This is a genomic window from Vibrio harveyi (genome assembly GCF_030060435.1).
GTDB classification, from domain to species: domain Bacteria; phylum Pseudomonadota; class Gammaproteobacteria; order Enterobacterales; family Vibrionaceae; genus Vibrio; species Vibrio harveyi.
On sequence record NZ_CP125875.1, the window covers coordinates 120,277 to 141,117 of the forward strand.

23 protein-coding genes and 7 tRNA genes are annotated in these 20,841 nt (G+C 46.1%); 5 read left to right on the top strand and 25 right to left on the bottom strand.

Annotated elements, in window-relative coordinates; translation table 11 throughout:
* Positions 1 to 140: 140 nt before the first annotated feature.
* The 10 genes from QMY49_RS00560 to mutY form a co-directional block, all read right to left on the bottom strand.
* Positions 141 to 216, bottom strand: a tRNA-Asn gene (locus QMY49_RS00560).
* Between the two features lie 43 nt (positions 217 to 259).
* Positions 260 to 335: transfer RNA gene (locus QMY49_RS00565), tRNA-Phe, on the bottom strand.
* A gap of 7 nt (positions 336 to 342) precedes the next feature.
* Positions 343 to 418: transfer RNA gene (locus tag QMY49_RS00570), tRNA-Thr, on the bottom strand.
* Positions 419 to 488: 70 nt separating this feature from the next.
* Positions 489 to 564: transfer RNA gene (locus QMY49_RS00575), tRNA-Asn, on the bottom strand.
* Positions 565 to 607: 43 nt separating this feature from the next.
* A tRNA-Phe gene (locus QMY49_RS00580) sits at positions 608 to 683 on the bottom strand.
* A gap of 7 nt (positions 684 to 690) precedes the next feature.
* A tRNA-Thr gene (locus tag QMY49_RS00585) sits at positions 691 to 766 on the bottom strand.
* 52 nt (positions 767 to 818) lie between these two features.
* A tRNA-Phe gene (locus QMY49_RS00590) sits at positions 819 to 894 on the bottom strand.
* Between the two features lie 100 nt (positions 895 to 994).
* A complete protein-coding gene (gene mltC / locus QMY49_RS00595; protein WP_009697576.1) occupies positions 995 to 2,134 on the bottom strand; it encodes a membrane-bound lytic murein transglycosylase MltC in 1,140 nt (379 codons plus the stop codon).
* A gap of 82 nt (positions 2,135 to 2,216) precedes the next feature.
* Positions 2,217 to 2,489, bottom strand: a complete 273-nt coding sequence (locus QMY49_RS00600) for an oxidative damage protection protein (protein ID WP_005425792.1) — start codon at positions 2,487 to 2,489, stop codon at positions 2,217 to 2,219.
* A gap of 19 nt (positions 2,490 to 2,508) precedes the next feature.
* Positions 2,509 to 3,585, bottom strand: coding sequence for an A/G-specific adenine glycosylase (mutY, locus tag QMY49_RS00605; RefSeq protein ID WP_283312419.1), 1,077 nt, complete (start codon positions 3,583 to 3,585; stop codon positions 2,509 to 2,511).
* Positions 3,586 to 3,788: 203 nt separating this feature from the next.
* Here mutY and trmB point away from each other — a divergent pair, with 203 nt between their 5' ends.
* The 3 genes from trmB (at position 3,789) to glsB (ending at position 6,571) form a co-directional block, all read left to right on the top strand.
* Positions 3,789 to 4,508, top strand: coding sequence for a tRNA (guanosine(46)-N7)-methyltransferase TrmB (gene trmB / locus QMY49_RS00610; RefSeq protein WP_005449665.1), 720 nt, complete (start codon positions 3,789 to 3,791; stop codon positions 4,506 to 4,508).
* Between the two features lie 11 nt (positions 4,509 to 4,519).
* Positions 4,520 to 5,548 carry a TRM11 family SAM-dependent methyltransferase gene (locus tag QMY49_RS00615; RefSeq protein ID WP_005425798.1) on the top strand — a complete coding sequence of 343 codons (1,029 nt, stop codon included), beginning with the start codon at positions 4,520 to 4,522 and terminating at the stop codon, positions 5,546 to 5,548.
* Positions 5,549 to 5,650: 102 nt separating this feature from the next.
* A complete protein-coding gene (gene glsB, locus QMY49_RS00620; RefSeq protein WP_005425799.1) occupies positions 5,651 to 6,571 on the top strand; it encodes a glutaminase B in 921 nt (306 codons plus the stop codon).
* 171 nt (positions 6,572 to 6,742) lie between these two features.
* Here glsB and hemW read toward each other — a convergent pair whose 3' ends face one another.
* The 7 genes from hemW to QMY49_RS00655 form a co-directional block, all read right to left on the bottom strand.
* Entirely contained in the window at positions 6,743 to 7,915 is a 1,173-nt protein-coding gene (gene hemW, locus QMY49_RS00625) for a radical SAM family heme chaperone HemW (protein ID WP_199450820.1), read from the bottom strand.
* 18 nt (positions 7,916 to 7,933) lie between these two features.
* The gene (locus QMY49_RS00630; protein WP_005436525.1) at positions 7,934 to 8,536 is read right to left on the bottom strand and encodes an XTP/dITP diphosphatase; all 603 of its coding nucleotides are present in this window, start codon (positions 8,534 to 8,536) and stop codon (positions 7,934 to 7,936) included.
* A 105-nt stretch (positions 8,537 to 8,641) separates the two neighbouring features.
* Positions 8,642 to 9,073 (bottom strand): DUF4426 domain-containing protein, encoded by a 432-nt coding sequence (locus QMY49_RS00635; RefSeq protein WP_005425804.1) that lies wholly within the window; start codon positions 9,071 to 9,073, stop codon positions 8,642 to 8,644.
* Between the two features lie 60 nt (positions 9,074 to 9,133).
* The gene (gene yggU / locus QMY49_RS00640; RefSeq protein WP_005425805.1) at positions 9,134 to 9,424 is read right to left on the bottom strand and encodes a DUF167 family protein YggU; all 291 of its coding nucleotides are present in this window, start codon (positions 9,422 to 9,424) and stop codon (positions 9,134 to 9,136) included.
* Positions 9,424 to 9,981 (bottom strand): YggT family protein, encoded by a 558-nt coding sequence (locus QMY49_RS00645; RefSeq protein ID WP_005425806.1) that lies wholly within the window; start codon positions 9,979 to 9,981, stop codon positions 9,424 to 9,426. The genes yggU and QMY49_RS00645 overlap by 1 nt, the downstream gene beginning before the upstream one ends.
* Before the next feature lie 53 nt (positions 9,982 to 10,034).
* Positions 10,035 to 10,853, bottom strand: coding sequence for a pyrroline-5-carboxylate reductase (gene proC / locus QMY49_RS00650; protein ID WP_050904301.1), 819 nt, complete (start codon positions 10,851 to 10,853; stop codon positions 10,035 to 10,037).
* A gap of 131 nt (positions 10,854 to 10,984) precedes the next feature.
* Positions 10,985 to 11,695: a YggS family pyridoxal phosphate-dependent enzyme gene (locus tag QMY49_RS00655; RefSeq protein WP_009697582.1), complete on the bottom strand. Its 711-nt coding sequence runs from the start codon at positions 11,693 to 11,695 to the stop codon at positions 10,985 to 10,987.
* Between the two features lie 28 nt (positions 11,696 to 11,723).
* Here QMY49_RS00655 and QMY49_RS00660 point away from each other — a divergent pair, with 28 nt between their 5' ends.
* Both QMY49_RS00660 and QMY49_RS00665 read left to right on the top strand, forming a co-directional pair.
* The gene (locus QMY49_RS00660; RefSeq protein WP_005425810.1) at positions 11,724 to 12,764 is read left to right on the top strand and encodes a type IV pilus twitching motility protein PilT; all 1,041 of its coding nucleotides are present in this window, start codon (positions 11,724 to 11,726) and stop codon (positions 12,762 to 12,764) included.
* A 31-nt stretch (positions 12,765 to 12,795) separates the two neighbouring features.
* Positions 12,796 to 13,902 (top strand): PilT/PilU family type 4a pilus ATPase, encoded by a 1,107-nt coding sequence (locus QMY49_RS00665; protein ID WP_283312427.1) that lies wholly within the window; start codon positions 12,796 to 12,798, stop codon positions 13,900 to 13,902.
* Between the two features lie 59 nt (positions 13,903 to 13,961).
* On the opposite strand, the gene ruvX is transcribed toward QMY49_RS00665, so the two are convergent.
* From ruvX to metK, 8 genes are all read right to left on the bottom strand, one after another.
* The gene (ruvX, locus tag QMY49_RS00670; RefSeq protein WP_005449738.1) at positions 13,962 to 14,387 is read right to left on the bottom strand and encodes a Holliday junction resolvase RuvX; all 426 of its coding nucleotides are present in this window, start codon (positions 14,385 to 14,387) and stop codon (positions 13,962 to 13,964) included.
* 49 nt (positions 14,388 to 14,436) lie between these two features.
* Positions 14,437 to 15,000, bottom strand: a complete 564-nt coding sequence (locus QMY49_RS00675; protein WP_199479619.1) for a YqgE/AlgH family protein — start codon at positions 14,998 to 15,000, stop codon at positions 14,437 to 14,439.
* A gap of 129 nt (positions 15,001 to 15,129) precedes the next feature.
* Positions 15,130 to 16,080, bottom strand: coding sequence for a glutathione synthase (gene gshB / locus QMY49_RS00680; RefSeq protein WP_005449741.1), 951 nt, complete (start codon positions 16,078 to 16,080; stop codon positions 15,130 to 15,132).
* A 14-nt stretch (positions 16,081 to 16,094) separates the two neighbouring features.
* Positions 16,095 to 16,826: a 16S rRNA (uracil(1498)-N(3))-methyltransferase gene (rsmE, locus tag QMY49_RS00685; RefSeq protein ID WP_283312429.1), complete on the bottom strand. Its 732-nt coding sequence runs from the start codon at positions 16,824 to 16,826 to the stop codon at positions 16,095 to 16,097.
* 146 nt (positions 16,827 to 16,972) lie between these two features.
* Complete coding sequence (endA, locus tag QMY49_RS00690) at positions 16,973 to 17,668, bottom strand: deoxyribonuclease I (RefSeq protein WP_005449743.1); 696 nt, start codon at positions 17,666 to 17,668, stop codon at positions 16,973 to 16,975.
* Positions 17,669 to 17,819: 151 nt separating this feature from the next.
* Positions 17,820 to 18,317 carry a SprT family zinc-dependent metalloprotease gene (locus QMY49_RS00695; RefSeq protein WP_009697583.1) on the bottom strand — a complete coding sequence of 166 codons (498 nt, stop codon included), beginning with the start codon at positions 18,315 to 18,317 and terminating at the stop codon, positions 17,820 to 17,822.
* Between the two features lie 67 nt (positions 18,318 to 18,384).
* On the bottom strand, positions 18,385 to 19,182 hold the full coding sequence (locus tag QMY49_RS00700) for a DUF2189 domain-containing protein (RefSeq protein WP_005449746.1): 798 nt from the start codon (positions 19,180 to 19,182) through the stop codon (positions 18,385 to 18,387).
* A 283-nt stretch (positions 19,183 to 19,465) separates the two neighbouring features.
* Positions 19,466 to 20,620: a methionine adenosyltransferase gene (metK, locus tag QMY49_RS00705; protein ID WP_005449748.1), complete on the bottom strand. Its 1,155-nt coding sequence runs from the start codon at positions 20,618 to 20,620 to the stop codon at positions 19,466 to 19,468.
* Between the last annotated feature and the right edge of the window lie 221 nt (positions 20,621 to 20,841).

Sequence of the window (20,841 nt, forward strand, 5' to 3'; positions counted from 1 at the left end):
TTTTATCAAATGAATCTTGAGTTTATAAGGGTTTTTGAAGGGGAGGAGTCTTAAAGCTAAATGGAGATACTGAAAGTAGATAAGTGTTTTTATAATGCAGATAAGAAAAAAGCCAAGTCCGAAGACTTGGCTTTCAAAGTTGGCTCCTCCTACTGGACTTGAACCAGTGACCTGCGGATTAACAGTCCGTCGCTCTACCAACTGAGCTAAGGAGGAACTATTCTGTTTTGTGTCTTGCTTTAAGCAAGTGCACCAAATATGGTGCCTCGAGGCGGAATCGAACCACCGACACGAGGATTTTCAATCCTCTGCTCTACCGACTGAGCTATCGAGGCAAAAGAATGGTGCCGACTACCGGAATCGAACTGGTGACCTACTGATTACAAGTCAGTTGCTCTACCTACTGAGCTAAGTCGGCGTACCGTTTTCTTTTTTGAAGAGTAAACTCTCCATTTTTTAGAATCTCATTTACATGAAACTCTAGAAGTTGGCTCCTCCTACTGGACTTGAACCAGTGACCTGCGGATTAACAGTCCGTCGCTCTACCAACTGAGCTAAGGAGGAACTATTCTGTTTTGTGTCTTACTTTAAGCAAGCGCACCAAATATGGTGCCTCGAGGCGGAATCGAACCACCGACACGAGGATTTTCAATCCTCTGCTCTACCGACTGAGCTATCGAGGCAAAAGAATGGTGCCGACTACCGGAATCGAACTGGTGACCTACTGATTACAAGTCAGTTGCTCTACCTACTGAGCTAAGTCGGCGTACCGTTTTCTTTTTTAACTGTTCGTGCTAAGCACCAACAATTTTAAATTGTGGTGCCCGGAGGCGGAATCGAACCACCGACACGAGGATTTTCAATCCTCTGCTCTACCGACTGAGCTATCCGGGCGACGGAGCGCTATTAAACGGATTTTCCCGCTTTGCGTCAACCACTTTTTTTAAATAATTTCAAAAAAGTGGTTGTTCGAACGCTTTTTATTCAACTGTCACTACAAAGTGTGTCCGGAGTTAAATTCCTTTTTGAAATTTGTAACTTTTTCTAGGTAACGACGCGCTTCTGCGTTCGGGTGTTTCTTGGTAAGTGCCCAATAAACTTGGTTTGGTTGCAAAGAATTTAAATCTCTCATCGCGCGTTTGCGATCAGTGCGATGGAAAGTGTTCAAAACACCACCAGTTCCGCCATTATAGGCAGAAATCATGCTGTATTCTAATGAAGTTGGATGCTGTACGTCTTTTAAATAACGGTTCTTAAGGATGTAAAAGTAAGCCGTTCCAGTATCAATATTGTTTTCTGGGTTAAATAAGTATTCAGGACTTGGCTGCCCAGAACGATTCTTCACTAGCTTAAATACGTCTCGACCTGCTGTTTTAGGTACGACTTGCATCAAGCCATATGCATTTGCCCAACTTACTGCGTATGGGTTAAAGCTACTTTCGGTTTTGATGATGGCGTAAATCAAATCTTCAGGAATATCGTATCTCTTTGATGCACGACGTACGATGTCCGCATATTGGTAACTGCGCTGCGAGAAGTGATCTTCTACCATCGGGATTTCAACGTAATACGCTTTCTTAAAGTCGACATCTTTAGTTTTGACTTGGTTGGCGATCAAGTAATCGGCAAAGCGATTTGCTCGCCATGACCACTGAATCGGCTTTTTGTCTTGGTCGACAACCTGCTTATACAGGAAAGGTTGCCCCTCAAGTTTGATCTCTTTAGAAGAGAATAAGTCGACATTAGCCGGGTCATCTGGCGTTAACAACGTGGTGATAATGGCGTTCTTTAGGTGTTTTTGCGGTTCGGTGGGAGAAACCGTTTCGATGGTAATAACACCTTTTTGGAAGTCGACTTCAGCACGACTCAAATAATTATCGATGTATTTTACGTAATTGCTTTTACCTGCAAACTTCACTTCACGTTGCCCCCAACGTTTCTTAATGTTGCCTGAGAAGCTGTTGATCAGTGCGTCGAGTGCATCGGTATCTTTTTCAAACTGTCCCGGCAATTCTGCAAGGTTGTTAGCAAAACGGTTAGTTGGCTCGTAATCGACGTCGTAAATTTTTTCGACGAATTCACGGCTACAACCAGCCATTAAAAGTGCAGTAGCGATAAAGGCAATCTTTTTCATAGTTATTAGGGTTGTTAGACGTTAATACAAAAATGACACCACAAGGTTGGTTGTGATGTCATTGTTTTAAAACAAGTTTGCTTTATTCGCTTGGTGGCGTGTAGCCTTCGATGTGTACATCTTTACCTTCAAACAGGAAATTCACCATCTCTGTTTCAAGTTGTTTACGATGCTCAGGATCCATCATGTTAAGCTTCTTCTCATTGATCAACATCGTTTGTTTGTGTTGCCACTGAGCCCAAGCTTCTTTCGAGATATTATCGAAAATACGTTTACCTAGTTCACCTGGGTAAAGTTGAAAGTCTAGACCTTCGCCTTCTTTCTTTAGTCGAGCACAAAAAACAGTGCGGCTCATAATGACTCCTTGCAATTAATTAACGAAGCTCGTGGGGCAGAGCTTCCAGTAAGAGTTTTACTGGGGCTGCCAAACCGACTTCTTCAGGTTTAGATAAGTTATACCAAAGACCTTTGTTACCTTCCATCACCACATTAGGTTGCTTTGACAGGTCAATCAAAATCGGTGTGATATCGAGATGGTAATGGCTGAATGTATGACGAAATGTAATCAGAGTTTCTTGACGTTTAATATCGTTGGCTTGAATACCACGTTGTTCTAGTAGTAATTCAATATCGCTCTCTACATCAATATGTTCGGTTTGTGGGAAACAAAAGAGCCCACCCCAAATACCTGTCTGTGGTCTTTGTTCTAGCCACACTTCGTGACTATCACCATTTTTGTGGTGCAGCATGACGAAACGTGTCTGCTTAACCGGCTTGTCTTTCTTCGGCTTCTTACCAGGGTAATCAAGCACATTACCTTGTTTTTTTGCTATACAAAGTTCATTGACCGGACACAAGGTGCACTTAGGCTTACTGCGGGTACACATCATGGCACCCATATCCATCATGGCTTGATTGTACTTGTCGACGTCTGTTTGTGGCGTGTGCGTTTCTGCGATTTCCCATAATTGATTCTCGACTTTCTTTTGTCCCGGCCATCCATCCACGGCAAAACAGCGCGAGAGTGTGCGCTTTACGTTGCCGTCTAATATCGCATGTGGCTGTTTATAGACAGACGAAAGAACCGCAGCTGCGGTGGAGCGACCAATCCCCGGTAGGGCATTCATCAGCTCTAGGTCTAGAGGAAACTCACCATTGTATTTATGGGCGACCTCTTTTGCGGCTTTATGAAGGTTACGAGCACGTGCGTAATAACCTAAGCCGGTCCAAAGGTGCAGCACTTCATCTTGCTCAGCATTGGCAAGATCGACCACGGTCGGGAAGCGCTCCAAAAAGCGTTGGTAATAAGGAATAACCGTAGTGACCTGAGTTTGCTGAAGCATGATTTCAGACAACCAGACACTATAAGCGGTCTTGTTTTGTTGCCACGGAAGATCTTTTCTTCCATATGCGTCATACCATTCTAAGATGGCACTGGCGAAAGGTGTCACGACTTGCTCTGTATTCTATTATTGGTTAGGAGCAAAATTGCACCACAGATTGTGGTGTAAGTACAACAGATAAACTGTGGGGATATTGTGTCTGGTTTGCTTGCTTTTGGGCTGCCATAGTCCGATAGCTCAACAAATACTTGCACCTAGGTGAATTCTTTGGATAATCCCCGCTTTGATTAATCAATGTGCAGGCAAAATCAATGAGTGAAGTAACCACTAACGAATACAACGAAGACGGTAAAATGATCCGTAAAATCCGCAGTTTCGTGCGTCGCGAAGGTCGTCTAACTAAGGGCCAAGAAAATGCGATGAACGAGTGCTGGCCAACAATGGGTATCGACTACAAAGCTGAACTTCTTGATTGGAAAGAAGTATTTGGCAACGATAACCCAGTAGTGCTTGAGATCGGTTTTGGTATGGGTGCTTCATTGGTTGAAATGGCAAAGAACGCGCCAGAGAAAAACTTCATCGGTATCGAGGTGCATAGTCCAGGCGTTGGTGCTTGTCTTGCAGATGCTCGCGAAGCAGGTATCACGAACCTACGTGTAATGTGTCACGATGCGGTAGAAGTATTCGAACACATGATCCCAAATGGTAGCCTAGCAACGCTACAACTGTTCTTCCCAGACCCATGGCACAAAAAGCGTCACCACAAGCGTCGTATCGTACAGCTTGAGTTCGCTGAAATGGTTCGTCAGAAGCTTATCCTTAATGAAGGTATCTTCCACATGGCGACAGACTGGGAAAACTACGCTGAGCACATGATTGAAATCATGAACCAAGCACCTGGTTTCGAAAACATCGCTGAAGAAGGCGACTTCATTCCTCGTCCAGAAGAGCGTCCACTGACTAAATTTGAAGCTCGCGGTCACCGTCTAGGTCACGGTGTGTGGGATATCAAATTCAAGCGTACTGCTTAAGGAGCCAGTAGATGTACCACTACGCGATATTAGCGAATCCGGGTCATAACCGTATTTACTTTGATAGCGCAATGACGATTGCATGTTCTGAGCTGAAAGCGATTTTGGCGTCGGAAGGTGTTGAAGTAACTGAAATTGGCAACAAAGACGTGGGTCTGCCTGCTGCACTTGTGTTCTCTTGCGAAACCGAACTAAGTGAAGCACAGGCAGGCAAGATTGCTGCGTCATCTATCTACTACGCGCTATTTGAAGTGCGTGAAGATGGCTTATTACGTCCAATTCAGGCGCCTGCATTCAATACTTTCCCTGAGAGCATGAGTCAGATCCTGCGTTACACAGGTAAAACAAACGAGCAGTTTACGCGTTTGATGGTGAACCTAGGCGTCAGTGCTGCCAACACGGGCAGTGCGCAATTAACGCTGATGGATCCTATGTGTGGTAAAGGTACAACACTGTTTGAAGGTTTGATCCACGGCTTGAATGTTGTGGGTGTTGAGATCAACCAGAAATGGGTTCAAGAGATCCAAACCTTCATCGTTAAGTTCATGAAGAACGGTCGCTTTAAGCACAAAGTGAGCAAAGAAAAGCGCACTTCTGGTGGTAAAAAAGTGGCAGATGGCTTCGTGGTTGAGGCAGCAGCAGACAAAGATGATTACAACAAAGGTAATCTTCAAACGATGAAGCTGTACTCAGCAGATACGCGTATTGCTGACCAAGTTGTGAAGAAGAACTCGGTAGATGTGATGGTGTCTGACTTGCCTTACGGCGTGCAGCACGGCAGCAAAAATGCCAAAGACAGCAAACTGAACCGCAGCCCACTGGAGCTTCTAAAAGAGGCTCTGCCTGCATGGAAAGTGGTTCTGAAGAAGCAAGGCTCTGTGGTGCTGTCTTTCAACGAATTCACCTTGAAGTGGAAAGACGTGGCGGCATTATTTGAAGAGCAAGGGTGGAAGGTACTTTCAGAAGAGCCTTACATCGGTTATCTTCACCGTGTTGATCAATCCATCAACCGCAACATCATTGTGGCAATAAAACCATAATCGACTTGAGTCGAATCAATTCCATGGAAAAGCCAACGTCCGCGTTGGCTTTTTTTACCTCTGAACTCAGCCATTTGGGTTCTTGTGACAAGAAGGTAGAAGATGAAACCTACAGCGCAAATTTTGACAGACATTCTAGCGGAAGTTCGCCCTTTAATTGGTCAAGGCAAAGTCGCCGACTACATTCCCGCATTGGCAAAAGTACCCAATACCAAACTGGGTATTGCGGTATACACCAATGAGGGTGAAGTGATTAAAGCGGGCGATGCAGAAGAGTCATTTTCGATTCAGTCGATCTCAAAAGCGTTGAGCCTGACTCTGGCTATGTGTTTGTACAAGCAAGAAGAGATCTGGTGTCGTGTAGGTAAAGAGCCTTCTGGTCAGGCGTTTAACTCGATGATCCAGCTAGAGATGGAGCAGGGCATTCCACGTAACCCGTTCATTAACGCTGGTGCTATTGTGGTTGCTGATTTGCTGCAAAGCCGTCTCTCTGCGCCTCGTCAGCGTCTATTGGAATTTGCTCGTCAGCTATCTGGTGATACTCATATCGTATACGACAAAGTGGTTGCTGCGTCTGAAATGATGCATGGTGACCGCAACGCTGCGATTGCGTATTTGATGCGTTCATTTGGTAACTTCGAGAACGAGGTTATCCCCGTTCTGCAAAACTACTTTCATGCGTGTGCGTTGAAGATGAGCTGTGTCGATCTCGCAAAGACCTTTAGCTACTTAGCCAATAAAGGTACGTCGGTGCAAACGGGTAAGCCTGTGGTATCACCGACGCAAACTAAGCAGTTGAATGCATTGCTAGCAACTTGTGGCTTGTACGATGGTGCTGGTGAATTTGCTTACCGCGTTGGTATGCCGGGTAAGTCAGGTGTTGGTGGTGGCATCATCGCTGTCGTACCGGGTGAAATGACGATTGCTGTTTGGTCTCCAGAGCTTGATGCATCTGGTAACTCACTCGCTGGTACTAAAGCACTTGAACTACTTGCCGAGCGTATTGGTCGTTCGATTTTCTAAGGAAAAGAGACGAGAAGTGAGAACGGACTTCGTCCTTGTGGATTAGTGACTTAGGGAACGCTTCGCTTTAGATAAGTATTGTTACGAATAAAAGAAAGGGTTGGCGTTTGAGCGCCAACCCTTTTTGTTTCTCGAAGGACGCAGTCCGTTCCCAAACCTCGATTCCTTTTCTTATTCCTCTTCCGCCATAAAGGCTTCAAGCAAATCATTGAGGAACAGCTTACCTTTCTCGGTAATTTGCCAGTGAGTCTCTGTTTCACTCAGATAACCCATCTCAAGTGCCCAATCGATAGTCTCTTGAATTGAGCTCAACGGCAGACCTGTTGTATCGATGTAGTCTTGTTTCGGGCACGCTTCCATTAAGCGGAAACGGTTCATAAAGAACTCAAACGGGCGATCTTCATCAGCCACAAGCTGTTCACTATCCAGATATGGCTTCACCATGTTTTGATATGCCATCAGGTAGCCACGTGGGTGCTTGACCTTAGTGGTACGAACAATGCGACCATCAGCAAAGCTCAGCTTACCGTGTGAGCCACAACCAATGCCAAGGTAGTCACCAAAGCGCCAGTAGTTCAGGTTATGCTGGCACTGATAGCCCGGCTTGCTGTAACCAGAAATCTCGTATTGAACGTAACCCGCCGCTGCGAGTTTCTCATGTCCTTGCTCGAAGATATCCCACAAGTCATCGTCATCTGGCAAAGTCGGTGGCTTGTAGTAGAACATGGTGTTTGGTTCGATGGTCAACTGATACCAAGACAAGTGCGGCGGCGCCAACTCAATCGCTTTGTCCAAATCTGCTAAGGCTTGTTCGATGCTTTGATCTGGTAAGCCGTGCATGAGATCGAGGTTAAAGCTGTTCAAACCAATTTGGTGCGCCAGCTTAGCAGCATTGACGGCTTCGTCTTGACCGTGAATGCGCCCCAAACGCTCAAGCTTCTGTTGTTCAAAGCTTTGCACACCGATAGAGATGCGCGTTACACCAGCCTTGCGGTAGCCAACAAAACGCTTTGCTTCAATGGTGCCTGGGTTAGCTTCCATGGTGATTTCGATTTCAGGCTTGAACGGAATACGCGCTTCAATGCCCTTAAGTAGGCGCTCGATGCCTTCTGCCGAAATCAAACTCGGCGTACCACCACCAATGAAGATTGAATGCAGTGGACGTGGCGCTTCGTTAAGACGGTATTTCTCAATGTCGGTATCCAAATCTTCAAGAAGAGCATTGATGTACTCTTCTTCTGGGATCTCGGCTTTAAGTGCGTGAGAGTTAAAGTCGCAATACGGGCACTTTTGTACACACCATGGGATGTGTACATACAAGCTCAGTGCTGGGGGCGTTAACATGGTCTAATTCGCTCGTGATTACTGAGACACTTGCTCAGACAGTTGAGCAAACAACGACTTGAGTGCTTTACCGCGGTGAGACAGTTGTTTTTTGCGTGCTGGTTCAAGCTCGGCTGACGCGCAGTTGTCTTCAGGTACGAAGAAGATTGGGTCGTAGCCAAAGCCATTTTCACCGTGTGCTTCAGTTAGAATGCGACCTTCCCATTTACCGTGACAAACGATAGGGGTTGGATCGTTCTCGTGACGCATCAAAACCAATACGCAGTGGAAACGAGCGGTGCGCTCTGCTTCTGGTACGCCTTCCATTGCTTTAAGCAGCTTCTCTAGGTTCTCTTGGTCAGAGGCTTTTTCACCTGCATAACGCGCAGAGTAAATGCCCGGAGCGCCTTTCAAGAAATCGACTTCTAAGCCAGAGTCGTCCGCAATCGCAGGAAGACCCGTTTCTTGTGCTGCATGGCGAGCTTTGATGATCGCGTTTTCGATGAAAGTCGTGCCAGTTTCTGCTACTTCAGATACGTTGAATTCACTTTGCGCCAATACTTCAAAACCGAAGTCAGACAGCAGATCTGCCATCTCACGAACTTTGCCTTGGTTGCCTGTTGCTAGCACTATCTTTTTCATGGTCGTCTCTTTCTGTAGCGATAAAGGGAGAACGTAGTGTTCTCCCTGATTAAATTGGTTCTAGAGTTATGATGTTCTAAAAGCTTTTAGATCATCACAACCTAATTACTCTTCGACATAAAATTTCTGGGTGAATTTAAGCTTACCTGAGCCTTTGTTTCCAGCTTTAACGTCAATATCGAAGGTAAAAGTTTCTTCGTTAGTAATACCGAGCTCTGCTAGGTAGTAAATCGCATCGCCTTCTTTCACTTCACGGAAGGTGAGCTTTTGCGTTTGACCGATAAGGTTCTTCGCCTGACCACTGATTTTAGCTTCAACGGCTGGCTTACCCAGAGAGGCACTGTCTAGCACACTGATGTTCAGTACTGCATTGTAGCCGTTGCGCTTGATGTCGTAGCTACGGGCGATCTTTGGGGTTAAAAAGGTCGAGTTAAATGCGATGTAGTGGACCTCGATGTCTTTCATGGTTTTGAACTGACCTGCCATGCTTGGTAAAGACAACAGGCTGATCAGTAGGGCGGTAATCCATTTGCTCATTATCACTTCCTCGGAATCGGGCGTTTTATTATTGGTACGAATTTCGTAAATAAAAAGCCATCAAATGATGGCTTTAATTTCTGTAGGTATTTGCACTGGGGATTCTATCCGAATTTGTTTATGACGTCCCAGTTCACCTTTTTCTATGTGAACCAAACCTTTAGCAACTTTAAATTGTTTGGCTAAAAACTTGGTTAGGTGTGCATTCGCTTTACCATCGACAGGCGGTGCGGTGATGGCAATTTTGAGCTCTTCACCATGCAAGCCGACGATCTTATCGCGGCTTGCTTTTGGTTGGATGTAGAGCCGAAGCACCACATCCTCGCCGTCATGCCAAACTGCTTCTGACATTATAGTTGGTACCAGATAGGACCAATCATGTCGCCCATCAGGAAGTTGGCAAATTGTAGACCAATGAACAGCACAAGCACGCTCAAGTCGAAGCCACCCATTGCTGGGATGATGCGACGGATTGGCGCTAGCATTGGCTCAGTTAGCTGGTGGAATACGTACTCGATAGGGCTGCGACCTTGGCTAACCCAGCTCAGGATTGCACGGATCAATAGTACCCAGAACAACAAGCCGCCAGCGGCTTTAATCAGAGACAATAAGCCTAGGAATAGGAAGTCCATGCTAAATGAAACTGACCCGCTAGAAGCGATCAGGATCAGCGCAACAAACTTAAGCACACACAACACGTAAGCAAACAGCACTGTCGCTAGGTCGATGCTACCAATGGATGGGATCACGCGGCGCAGTGGACCCACAACCGGTTGGGTTGCTTTGACGATGAACTGCGAGAATGGGTTGTAGAAATCTGCACGAGCAGCTTGCAACCATATACGCAAAATGACGACCATGATGTACAGGTCAAATAGGGTTGAGATGAGAAAACTCATTGAATTCATAAGGTACCCTTAACAAGTAAGTGAGTGACACAGAGTGGGTATCACTCAAGTCATTAAAACAGTTTTTCCATTTCTTCAGCGCGAGCAACCGCAGCTTGCATTGCTTTCGCCACAATATCAGACAGTTGGTGCTCGTTGAACGTACGTAGCGCTTCTGCCGTTGTGCCACCTTTTGATGTCACGTTCTCGCGTAGCGTTGAAAGCTCAGTTTCTGGATTTTCCACTACCATGCTTGCTGCGCCAAGTGCTGCTTGCTGAACCAACGTGCGAGCCGTGTCTTTATCGAAACCTTGAGCAATTGCTTCTGCTTGCATCGCTTCCATAAACAGGAAGAAGTAAGCTGGTGCGCTGCCTGCCGCGGCAATCACATTGTTGATGCCAGATTCTTGTTCGACCCAGCATACCTTACCGCAGGCTTGCATTAGCTCTGCCGCGAAGGCTTTATCTTGTTCTTGCACATGTTCAGGCGCGTAAAGACCACTCATGCCCAAACCAAGTTGCGATGGTGTATTTGGCATCACGCGAACCAAGTTGAGCTTAGTCGCTAGCATGTCATCCAAGCGTGAACAGTTGATGCCAGCCGCAATAGAGATAACCAGTTTATTGCTGAAGTCGATAGATTGCAGTGGTTTACACACTTCTTCCATCATTTGTGGCTTCACAGACAATACCACAACATCCGCTTCTGTCGCGGCTGCGATGTTATCGCTGGTGGTACGGATACCAAAGTTTTGCTCAAGAGGTTGGCGACGTGTCTCCGATGGGGCGGTCGCAATGATGTTCTGTGCTGGGTAGCCATTTGCTACGAGACCAGAAACAATCGCACGCACCATGTTTCCCGCGCCGATAAAGGCAATCTTTTTATGTTCCATATGTCTGATTTCCAAATATAAATTCTTACAATTTGTTGTGCGCTCAGGTGTATAATTGCACCACTTTGCTCTGAGTGCCGAAATAGAAGGCACTCAGACTCAAATTCGCAGTGTCTAACAACGAGTCGCTTTTATTGCTGTTTGCTGTAGTCGCGCGCGCCAAAAATCGCTGTGCCAATTCGCACCATAGTGCTACCTGCTTCGATTGCCGCATCCATGTCTCCGCTCATACCCATGGATAGCGTGTCGACATCCGGGTACTGCTGGGCTAGCTTTTGCTTTAGCTCTTCAAGTTGCTTAAATGCGCGAAGTTGCGATTCGTAATCTGGCACGTTGGCAGGAATCGACATCAACCCTCTTAACGTGAGGTTTGGAAGGCGAGAAATCAACTCAGCCAGTTCGAATATTTCTGCATCAGCAACGCCAGATTTTGACTCTTCACCACTGGTGTTAACTTGAATCAGAACTTGCAGTGGTTTTAGCTCGCTTGGACGCTGGTCATTGAGGCGTTGAGCGATCTTAGCGCGATCAATGGTGTGAACCCAATCGAAATGTTCAGCAACAGGGCGTGATTTATTGGATTGAATTGGACCAATGAAGTGCCATTCGATTCGATTATCTGGATAATGCTCGGCAAAGTGCTGAACTTTACTGACGCCCTCTTGGACGTAGTTTTCACCAAACGCCTCTTGGCCAGCTTGGTAAGCTTCGAGAATTGCCTCGACAGGTTTAGTTTTGCTTACTGCTAGAAGTTGCACTGACTCTGGAGCACGACCGCATTTTTGTTCGTCGTGTCGAATTTGAGAGGTGATATGTTCAATGTTTTGTTGAATACTACTCATAGCTGTACTTTAGACTTAAGGATTTTAAATGGATATCACTGAGTTACTGGATTTTAGTGTAAAACATAATGCTTCGGATCTACATCTTTCTGCAGGTGTACCACCAATGGTTCGTATTGATGGTGATGTAAGAAAGCTGGGCATTCCAGCGTTTACACACCAAGAAGTGCATCGTTTGGTTTTTGAAATCATGAACGATGCGCAGCGCAGTGAGTTCGAAGAAAAACTCGAAGTCGATTTTTCATTTGAATTGCATAACGTTGGCCGTTTTCGTGTCAACGCTTTCAACCAATCTCGCGGTTGTGCGGCTGTGTTCCGTACCATCCCAAGTAGCATTCCAACACTGGAAGAGCTAGAAGCCCCAGAGATCTTCAGAAAGATTGCCAATGCTGAAAAAGGCCTGGTACTGGTTACCGGTCCAACGGGGTCTGGTAAATCGACTACCTTGGCAGCCATTGTTGACTACATTAACCGTAATCACAATAAGCACGTCCTAACAATTGAAGATCCGATTGAATTTGTTCACACCAACAATAAGTGTCTGATCAACCAACGTGAAGTACACCGTGATACACACAGCTTCCAAAACGCACTGCGCAGCGCATTACGTGAAGACCCGGATGTGATTCTAGTTGGTGAGATGCGTGATAAAGAAACCATCAGTTTGGCGCTGACGGCTGCTGAAACGGGTCACCTTGTTTTCGGTACGCTGCACACTAGCTCAGCAGCGAAAACCATCGACCGTATTATCGACGTATTCCCAGGTAGTGACAAAGACATGGTGCGTTCGATGCTGTCGGAGTCGCTGCGTTCGGTTATTGCACAAAAACTGTTAAAACGTAATGGTGGTGGTCGTATTGCTTGTCATGAAATCATGATGGCGACACCTGCGATCCGTAACCTTATTCGTGAAGACAAAGTCGCGCAGATGTATTCGATCATTCAGACCGGTGCGGCGCATGGCATGCAGACCATGGAGCAGAATGCTCGTCAATTGATGGCACAAGGCATGGTATCGCGTGAAGAAGTGGATAAGAAAGTTGAAATTGAAGCGCAGCAATTCTCGTAACGAATTACTTAGGAAATAGCGAATAGGGACGATGGATCTGAATAAATTTCTCGAAGGCATGCTGGCGTTAAAAGCGTCGGATCTATACATCACTGTCGGTGCCCCGATCTTGTTTCGTGTGGATGGCGAATTGCGTCCGCAAGGCGATAAGCTGAGCGAAAATGACGTAGCCTTGTTGCTTGATAGTGCAATGGACCCGGAGCGACGACAAGAGTTTCGCAAAAGCCGTGAGTCGAACTTTGCCATTGTCCGTGATTGCGGTCGCTTCCGTGTCAGTGCCTTCTTCCAACGTGAATTACCGGGAGCCGTCATTCGTTGTATTGAAACCAATATTCCAACGTTTGAGCAGCTTAAGTTGCCTTTGGTGCTGCAAGATCTTGCAATTGCCAAGCGTGGTTTGGTGCTGGTGGTTGGTGCGACAGGCTCTGGTAAGTCGACCACCATGGCTGCGATGACGGGTTATCGCAACAACAACAAGACTGGTCATATTCTTACGGTAGAAGACCCAATTGAATTTGTGCATGAGCATAAACGTTGTATTGTGACTCAGCGTGAAGTGGGCTTGGATACTGACAGCTATGAAGTGGCGTTGAAGAATTCGTTGCGTCAGGCACCAGACATGATTTTGATTGGTGAGATCCGAAGCCGAGAAACGATGGAATACGCAATGACCTTTGCTGAAACTGGTCACTTGTGCATGGCTACATTGCACGCCAACAACGCAAACCAAGCACTTGAACGTATTTTGCACTTGGTGCCGAAAGACCAGAAAGATCAGTTCTTGTTTGATCTGTCGATGAACTTAAAAGGCGTAGTAGGTCAGCAGTTGATCCGTGATAAGAACGGTCAGGGGCGTCATGGCGTGTTTGAGATCTTATTAAATAGCCCGCGTGTATCCGATCTGATCCGTCGAGGCGATCTTCATGAGTTGAAAGCAACCATGGCTCGATCCAATGAATTTGGGATGTTGACCTTCGACCAATCGCTCTACAAGTTAGTGATGCAAGGTAAGATCAGTGAAGAAGATGCATTGCACAGTGCGGACTCTGCCAACGATCTGCGTTTGATGTTGAAGACGCAACGTGGTGAAGCATTCTCTACGGGCAGTTTGGCGAACGTTAAGATCGATATGGACTAATCCAATTCAGAAACGAAAAAGGTTGGCGAAACCAACCTTTTTCATTGTGCTTGAAGTGTTTACTCACCCCAAAGGTTTTCAAACCAACTCTCAAGAATCACGACCGCTGATTGGCAGTCGATATTGCCTTTCGATAGCGCTTTGTAGCCACCCATACTGAACAACTCTGCGCGTGCTTCTGCTGTTGATAGGCGTTCATCATGCAACTCAACGGGTAAGCCGTAACGACCGTGCAGGCGATTGGCGAACTTCTTCGCTCGTGGCGTGATGGTTTCTAAGTCTTTACCGTGCAAGTCTGTTGGCAAACCCACCACCAATAGGTCTGGTTGCCACTCTTTAATTTGTTTCTCGATGTCGTCCCAGTTTGGAATGCCGTCATTCGCTTTGAATGCTTTAAGTGGGGAAGCCGTGCCGGTGATTTCTTGCCCGATAGCACTACCAATGCTCTTGGTACCGAAATCGAAGGCCATGATTGTGCGTGACATAATGTGTCTCGAATCTAACTAAATAAAATAGGTTGAGTGTGGAAGCGCGTTAAGCGTGCCCTGTATCCGAAGATAGCTGGCTTGGATCGATACCTAATTTCTCGACTGCTTTTTTCCAACGATCGATAATTGGAGTATCGAAAATGATCTCTGGCGTCGCTTCGATGGTCAGCCAAGAATTCTCTGCCAACTCAGTTTCTAATTGACCTGCACTCCAGCCGGAATATCCAAGTGCCACTAAATAGTCGCTTGGTTCCGCTTCTGTACCAAGTACTGACAAGATGTCTTTAGACGTGGTAACTGCCAGTTCGTCAGTCATTTGAATGCTTGATTCGTAGTAGTCTTTTGGTTTGTGCAAGATAAAACCACGATCTTCAGAAACAGGACCGCCGTTGTACACTGGTCTATCTAAGCTTGCTTCAAACAGGCGAGGGTGCACAGGTTGCACTTCGACTTGATTGAGCATACTACCAACCGTGATATCGACAGGTGCGTTGATCATCAACCCCATAGCGCCTTCTTCGTTGTGTTCACAGACGTAGATAACGCTATTCTGGAAGTAGGGATCTTTCATTCCCGGCATGGCAACTAAGAAATGGTTTGTGAGGTTCATTCTCATCTCGACCTTATAAGGCTATTAAAAATACTTAAGCAAACCCCATGTTTTCACCTGTACGGGTATGTGCATGAGTTTGCTTAAGTTAATCCACAACGCTCTTATTTAACTGTAATACAGTTTGAGTTATTCGCCTTTCACTCGGCGCTCAATCGCGTCCATTAGCTTGCCTGTGATTGAAATATCAAAAGCCGCTTCAATTTCACGAATACAGGTTGGGCTCGTTACGTTGATTTCCGTTAGCTTGTCGCCAATCACATCAAGACCTACAAAGATAAGACCTTTTTCTTTTAGGGTCGGTGCAACCGCTTGAGCGATCTTCATATCAGTTTCGCTAAGTGGGCGAGCTTCACCTGTGCCGCCTGCCGCTAGGTTACCACGTGTTTCACCTTTTGCAGGGATACGAGCAAGGCAGTAAGGCATTGGCTCACCATCAACCACTAGGATGCGCTTGTCACCATTGCTGATATCTGGCACGAAGGTTTGCGCCATCGCGTAGTTTTGACCATGGTTTGTTAGTGTCTCGATGATAACTGATACGTTTGGATCGTTCTCTTTCACACGGAAGATAGATGCGCCGCCCATGCCATCAAGTGGTTTTAGGATCACATCACCGTGTTCTTCACGGAAGGCTTTAATCTTCTCAGCTTTACGCGTCACAATAGTGGTTGGTGTTAGCTCTGGGAACCAAGCTGTGAACAGTTTCTCGTTACAGTCACGTAGGCTTTGTGGCTTGTTAACGATCAGTGCGCCTTGCTCTTCAGCGCGCTCAAGGATGTAAGTTGCGTAGATGTACTCTGTGTCGAACGGAGGATCCTTACGCATTAGCACAGCATCAAGTTCAGACAGTTCAATGGTCTGCTCTGATTTGAATTCGTACCAACCCGTTGGATCTTCTTTTAACTCAACCACTTTGGTGTCTGCGATTGCTTTACCTTGGTCTAGGTGCAGATCATTCATTTCCATGTAGTGGATTTCGTAGCCGCGGCGTTGCGCTTCAAGCATCATGGCAAAGCTAGAGTCTTTCTTGATGTTAATGGACGAGATTGGGTCCATTACGATACCGAGTTTGATCATTATTTTTCTCCGTTTTAACCAAGATCGCCGAAACGAACTTGTAAGGCTGTAATTGCTGTCAGAGCTGCTGTTTCGGTACGCAGAACACGAGGACCGAGTAGCGTCTCTTCAAATTGATATTCGCGAGTCATGTCGATCTCGTCAGAAGATAGACCGCCTTCAGGACCAATTAATAGGCGAACTTTTTCAACAGGTGTTGGCAAGGTGTTGATTGAGTACTTCGCACGTGGATGCAGGTTAAGCTTCAAGCCGTCGTACTCTTCTTGGCACCACTCTTCTAAGCTCATGATAGGGCGAATTTCAGGTACTACGTTGCGACCGCACTGTTCACACGCACTGATCGCAATCTTCTGCCACTGAGCTAGCTTCTTCTCGAAACGTTTTTGGTCTAATTTCACGCCACAACGCTCAGAGATCAGCGGTGTAATTGTATTCACGCCAAGTTCTACTGATTTTTGGATGGTGAACTCCATCTTATCGCCACGCGAAATGACCTGACCAAGGTGAAGATCAAGCGGTGACTCAATGCTGCTTTCTACGCGTTTAGAGATCTCAACCATCACATTCTTTTTGCTGACTTCGCTGATGACAGCTGGGAATTCAGCACCGCTGCCGTCAAATAATAGGACTTCTTGACCTTCTTTCATGCGAAGCACACGACCAATGTGACCTGCTGCATCGTCGCTTAGAGCAATGATGCCAAGTTGTTGAATGGTTTCTGGATGATAAATTCGAGGGATACGCATAGTGTTTCGATTTCCTGCATACGCGAGTGTTTAGACACTAACATGGATGCTTTCTACCGAAAAAACAAGGGGCAAGAGGCGTTTCCATTCCAGTAAATGACAACGCCTCAAATAGTGGAGGTGTACTGCGGTAATTACGGGAAGAATTACAGTGCGCGACAAGCCTCTTGAACGAATGGGTTGTGGTTGCCTTGAATCTTAGCAATGCGTTCATCACGCTCACATTCCCACTTATCTACAGGGTAGGTTTTGTTCCAAGCACTCATCAATTGAGTCTGCTGCTTCGAAAGTTTAAAACCGTATTCTTTGCTCATGTACAGGTAAGTACGCGCAATTGAGCCGCGTGCGCGATCGGGTGGCATGACTTTACGCTGCTTAAAGTTCACTTGCATTTCACAACGACCGTAGCTGACGCCATCCATGCCATTCCACTGACTGAAGTTGTAGTTAGAGCGGTCACCGTTTACCTCTCCGATAGCCGGAGTTAGGTTGTGGAGATCGGCTTCCATAGATTTGAAGACTTTGTCGTTTCTTGTGCAGTTTTTGCGTCCACCATTTTGCCAACATTGACGCTGGTGGCCGAACTGCCATGCAGGAACCACGTGCTCCCACTCGATGCGAGATGCGCGTTTTTCTTGCTTGCGAACTTGATAGCCACAAGAAGAGAGATCCGGCACGCCCTTTTTGCCTTGCCATTTAATGTCACAACCACAGTAGAAGCTGGTTGGGTGATCGGCGTAGATTTTTACCGCTTCACGCTTAGCGGCGGAAAAAGAGCTTGGAGGCGCAGCAATCGCTGTACTAGAAAGCGCAAATAGGAATAGAGAGAACAGGTATTTCATGATTAAAGTCTTTATAAAGTATGACTTTATTCATTCTAACACGCATAAATTAGCTTTAGTGATGAGTAACCTGACAATAGTGAGTAAAAAGCAGCAATTTGAGTGCGTATGTCTCTATTTTTTGAAGGCTAAAGGAGTAAAAGGATGGGCGTTACGAGAGCTGAATACCAGTAAAGTTCAGCGGTTGGCGACATTTTTGGCAAGAATACATCGCTTCTTTGCGCTGCACTTTGTTGTGACGACGAATTGAAAGTGGGTAAGTCATACAAGCACAGCGGTATTCAAAAGTTTTACCTTGCACAGAAGCCACATCAAAGCTGTGAGTGGTTTTAGCTGGAACTTTAAATACCGCTTCCATCACGCCTTGCCACTCTTTTCCGTGAGGTCGAACGCGACCGTACACTTGATAAGTAATGAGATGCGCGACTTCATGTGGAATCACTTCTTCAAGAAAAGCTTGAGGATTTTCTTTAAAGAGCTTCGGATTCAATCTAACTTCATTCGACTGCAAGTAGGCTTTGCCGGCTGCTTTACCACGAACATTGAAAGCCAGAGAAGGGATGATAAAAGAACGTTTGAATGCTTGCTCTGCCATCGCGATGCAATCTGCCATCACTTGTTTGGCTTTGTAGCTCAGTTCTATATCCACAACTCACTCCGTTTATTCAATAAAAAAGCCCCCGCGTTTGCGAGGGCTGGATCATAGCATCAGTTTTCTAAGGCGTGTGTTTTTTCTTAATTGTCGCGTGGTACGCATGCCATGTGCCGTAACCTAGGATTGGCATGGTGAAGAGCATACCAATACCGTACGTCGCGAAGCCGATTAAGATACCACCACAAATTATGGCTGCCCATACGATCATCGCAGGAATGTTGGATTTCACGGCGTTAAAGCTGGTGAAAACGGCAGTCATCATATCGACGCGACGTTCCATCATGAGTGGAATTGAGAAAGCTGAAATGCTAAATACCACGCAAGCCAAGACAAAACCTACTAGCGAACCAATAACTAAGAAAGGCAAGAACTCAGTCAGTGGAGCGCCTTGTACAGAAGGGTATAGAGCATGGAGCAGGGCAGCAATTCGCATCCAGAAAATCATACATACCGCGAGCATCACAGCAAATGCCCACTGAGAGCTAGAGTTGCGTCCAATGGCTTTCATTGAATGGAATAAGCTTGGTTTGTGTCCGCGTTCTCTCTCCCAACTTGCATCATATAAGCCGAGGGCTAAGAATGGCCCGATTAACATGTAAACAATCAGGCTTGGCATCACGACAAGATGCGTGCCTTGCCATTGAACCAGAAGCACGATACCAATCGCAGCTGCCATAAAGCAGATGCCGTAGAACGCGCTGATGAGCGGCATGCGGACAAAGTCATGCAGACCCAACGCGAGCCAATGGAATGGTGCCGATAAGCTAACGGTATTGCACGGAATGGTTCTGGCGTATTCATTATCTGGAACTTCCTTTCGTTTACCTTGGAAGTCAGATGGGTTCACGGTACGAGGCATAACTCCTCCTTGATTTATTCCCACGGTGGCACCTAGGCCATATAAAGATGTTTGGCTGACGTTTTTCATGACTCTATTAGCCACGTGAGCCTGCATCATAGTTCTTTACGTTATATACATCGAAAAGTGCATTTAACATTATGTTAACTATTGGCAGAGATGGGGCAATTTACAAATAATTGCTGAATTTTTGTTCAAGAGAAGACATGAGAAGGAGAAGAAGGGGCAGAAACAAAAAGCCCCCGCCAGAGGCGAGGGCTTTATCGATTCTTGCGTGGCTCGATTACTTGATGCCTGCGAAATCGCGTAAGATAGCTGCTTTATCCGTTGCTTCCCATGGGAACTCTTCGCGACCGAAGTGACCGTATGCTGCCGTCTGCTTGTAGATAGGTTGAAGCAGGTTAAGCATTTCTTGTAGACCGTATGGACGTAGGTCGAAGTGTTGACGAACCGCTTCAATAATGATTTCGTGTGATACTTTCTCAGTACCGAACGTTTCAACCATGATAGACGTTGGATCAGCAACACCGATAGCGTATGAAAGTTGGATTTCACAACGGTCAGCCATGCCAGCTGCTACGATGTTTTTCGCTACATAACGTGCTGCGTAAGCTGCGCTGCGGTCTACTTTCGATGGATCTTTACCAGAGAACGCACCACCACCGTGACGAGCTGCGCCGCCGTAAGTATCTACGATGATTTTACGACCAGTTAGACCACAGTCACCCATTGGGCCACCGATAACGAAACGACCGGTTGGGTTGATGAAGAAGTTCGTGTCTTTAGTGATCCACTCTGAAGGCAATACTGGCTTGATAATTTCTTCCATTACCGCTTCACGTAGGTCAGGTGTTGTTACTGAATCACAGTGTTGAGTTGAAAGAACAACAGCATCGATACCAACAATCTTACCTTGGTCGTATTGGAAAGTTACTTGAGATTTCGCATCTGGGCGAAGGAAATCTAGTTTACCGCTCTTACGAACTTCAGCTTGTTTTTGAACAAGGCGGTGAGAGTAAGTAATTGGAGCTGGCATTAGAATTTCAGTTTCGTTTGTAGCGTAACCAAACATGATGCCTTGGTCGCCTGCGCCTTGCTCTTTAGGGTCTGCTTTATCAACACCTTGGTTGATGTCTGGAGACTGCTTACCGATGGTGTTTAGAACCGCACACGAGTTCGCATCAAAGCCCATATCAGAGTGAACGTAACCAATTTCACGAACAGTTTCACGAGTGATTTCTTCGATATCAACCCATGCAGAAGTCGTTACTTCACCACCAACCATAACCATGCCGGTTTTAACGTAAGTCTCACAAGCAACACGTGCTTTCGGGTCTTGCTCAAGAATTGCATCAAGAACTGCGTCAGAGATTTGGTCTGCGATTTTATCTGGATGACCTTCTGATACCGACTCAGAAGTGAACAGGTGCTTAGCCATGATAGCTCCAATCTTAAGGTTTACTCATGGCTAACTAACGCAAGCTTGCCACGAAAAATACAATACAGTTTGTAGGTGTTTCTACATCTAGACGTCTATTTTAATTTCCCACAGTCGAATTACAAGCTCTTTTTCGATTTGAATTCGCCTAGCTTATTTCCCAATCGTTTGCTTTTGATGGGGTGAATTTCTAATAAATTACCTATTAAGTGCGAAAAGAT

Coding starts and splice junctions, on each gene's coding strand:
- mltC (WP_009697576.1), bottom strand. CDS start 2,134: ATGAAAAAGATTGCCTTTATCGCTACTGCACTTTTAATGGCTGGTTGT.
- QMY49_RS00600 (WP_005425792.1), bottom strand. CDS start 2,489: ATGAGCCGCACTGTTTTTTGTGCTCGACTAAAGAAAGAAGGCGAAGGT.
- trmB (WP_005449665.1), top strand. CDS start 3,789: ATGAGTGAAGTAACCACTAACGAATACAACGAAGACGGTAAAATGATC.
- QMY49_RS00615 (WP_005425798.1), top strand. CDS start 4,520: ATGTACCACTACGCGATATTAGCGAATCCGGGTCATAACCGTATTTAC.
- glsB (WP_005425799.1), top strand. CDS start 5,651: ATGAAACCTACAGCGCAAATTTTGACAGACATTCTAGCGGAAGTTCGC.
- hemW (WP_199450820.1), bottom strand. CDS start 7,915: ATGTTAACGCCCCCAGCACTGAGCTTGTATGTACACATCCCATGGTGT.
- QMY49_RS00630 (WP_005436525.1), bottom strand. CDS start 8,536: ATGAAAAAGATAGTGCTAGCAACAGGCAACCAAGGCAAAGTTCGTGAG.
- QMY49_RS00635 (WP_005425804.1), bottom strand. CDS start 9,073: ATGAGCAAATGGATTACCGCCCTACTGATCAGCCTGTTGTCTTTACCA.
- yggU (WP_005425805.1), bottom strand. CDS start 9,424: ATGTCAGAAGCAGTTTGGCATGACGGCGAGGATGTGGTGCTTCGGCTC.
- QMY49_RS00645 (WP_005425806.1), bottom strand. CDS start 9,981: ATGAATTCAATGAGTTTTCTCATCTCAACCCTATTTGACCTGTACATC.
- proC (WP_050904301.1), bottom strand. CDS start 10,853: ATGGAACATAAAAAGATTGCCTTTATCGGCGCGGGAAACATGGTGCGT.
- QMY49_RS00655 (WP_009697582.1), bottom strand. CDS start 11,695: ATGAGTAGTATTCAACAAAACATTGAACATATCACCTCTCAAATTCGA.
- QMY49_RS00660 (WP_005425810.1), top strand. CDS start 11,724: ATGGATATCACTGAGTTACTGGATTTTAGTGTAAAACATAATGCTTCG.
- QMY49_RS00665 (WP_283312427.1), top strand. CDS start 12,796: ATGGATCTGAATAAATTTCTCGAAGGCATGCTGGCGTTAAAAGCGTCG.
- ruvX (WP_005449738.1), bottom strand. CDS start 14,387: ATGTCACGCACAATCATGGCCTTCGATTTCGGTACCAAGAGCATTGGT.
- QMY49_RS00675 (WP_199479619.1), bottom strand. CDS start 15,000: ATGAACCTCACAAACCATTTCTTAGTTGCCATGCCGGGAATGAAAGAT.
- gshB (WP_005449741.1), bottom strand. CDS start 16,080: ATGATCAAACTCGGTATCGTAATGGACCCAATCTCGTCCATTAACATC.
- rsmE (WP_283312429.1), bottom strand. CDS start 16,826: ATGCGTATCCCTCGAATTTATCATCCAGAAACCATTCAACAACTTGGC.
- endA (WP_005449743.1), bottom strand. CDS start 17,668: ATGAAATACCTGTTCTCTCTATTCCTATTTGCGCTTTCTAGTACAGCG.
- QMY49_RS00700 (WP_005449746.1), bottom strand. CDS start 19,182: ATGCCTCGTACCGTGAACCCATCTGACTTCCAAGGTAAACGAAAGGAA.
- metK (WP_005449748.1), bottom strand. CDS start 20,620: ATGGCTAAGCACCTGTTCACTTCTGAGTCGGTATCAGAAGGTCATCCA.